Origin of the sequence: Streptomyces sp. col6 (assembly GCF_008042035.1) — a bacterium.
Taxonomy (GTDB): Bacteria; Actinomycetota; Actinomycetes; order Streptomycetales; family Streptomycetaceae; genus Streptomyces.
The window spans coordinates 1-694 of sequence record NZ_RDBL01000073.1; the positions used below are offsets into that span (position 1 = coordinate 1).

The window sequence follows — 694 nt, forward strand, 5'->3', positions numbered from 1 at the left end:
CGGCTCTTCACCTCGACCAGCTACCCGGCGGACTACGGCTTCGTCGAGGACACCCTCGGTGAGGACGGCGACCCCACCCTCGACAAGGCCGCCCTGCGCGCGCTGGCCACCGGGACCGCCCGCGCGCTCAAGGCCGGCAAGGCCGGTTCCGTACGGCTCCGCTACGACACCTCCGCCTATACGGGCCCCACCCACCACCCGATCGGCCCCAACGAGAACATCGCGCCGATGAGCGCCCTGATGGTCGACGAGGGCCGCCAGGACGACTCCGCCAAGGGACCCGCCCCGCGCACCGAGGACCCGGCCGGCGACGCCGCCCGCACCTTCGCCGGGCTGCTGGACGGCGCCGGGGTCACCACCAAGGGCGCCCCCGCCCCCGGCCGCCCCGCCGCGAAGTCCCGCACCGTCGCCACCCATCTGTCCGCCCCGCTCTCCGGCCTCGTCGAACGGGCGCTGACCAACAGCGACAACGACATCGCCGAGGCCCTGGCCCGGCAGACCGCCATCGCCGCCGGCGAACCCGCCGACTTCAAGGGCGGCCGGCGGGCCGTCACCGCCCAGCTGAAGAAGCTCCGCCTGTCCCTCAAGGGCGTGAACATCGCGGACGGCAGCGGCCTCGACCGCTCGGACAAGGTGACCGCCGCCCTGCTCGCCGGCCTTCTCGCCCGCGCGGCCGACCCCGCCCACCCCGAAC

At 75.2% G+C, this 694-nt stretch carries 1 protein-coding gene; it reads left to right on the forward strand.

The features are described 5' to 3' along the window. A partial coding sequence (locus EAO73_RS35385; RefSeq protein ID WP_224756603.1) for a D-alanyl-D-alanine carboxypeptidase occupies nt 1-694 on the forward strand: 694 nt, incomplete at both ends.